1 protein-coding gene is annotated in these 434 nt (G+C 71.4%); it reads left to right on the top strand.

Annotated elements, in window-relative coordinates:
• Nucleotides 1-434: hypothetical protein (locus BJP32_RS17415; protein WP_158043321.1), on the top strand; the 434-nt coding region annotated here is incomplete at both ends.

The raw sequence follows: 434 nt of genomic DNA on the forward strand, positions 1-434 counted from the left end.
CACGACACCCAGCGAAGAGCAACTCCGCGAAGCCTTCAGCGAGGTCGGCGAGGCGCTGCAGCGCGCGGTCGTGTTGTCGTCCGATCGCGTGCAGTCGGTCTTCGAGGATGCGGTCCTGCGTGGGCGCATGACGCGACGCGACGCCGAGGAACTCGCGTCGAGCCTCGTCGCGCTCGGCCGCGATCAAGCCCAGGAGTTGCGCGGCGAAGTCGACGCGCTCGCGCGTTCGTTCCCGGCCAAAGTCGCCGACGTGGTGGCCGACGCCGCGGAGGCCGTCACGCCCCGGGCACGCAGCAAGAAGCGCCGCGAGGTGCCGGACGCGGGCGCCCTGCCCGCCAAGGATTTGATCGGCCTGTTGCCGACACTGCGCCCTGCCGAACTCAAGGCGCTGCGCGCCCAGGAGACGGCCGGGAAGGCACGAGCGACCGTTCTGC

This window comes from Brevundimonas sp. ZS04 (assembly GCF_001956865.1).
In the GTDB taxonomy this organism is placed as follows: domain Bacteria; phylum Pseudomonadota; class Alphaproteobacteria; order Caulobacterales; family Caulobacteraceae; genus Brevundimonas; species Brevundimonas diminuta.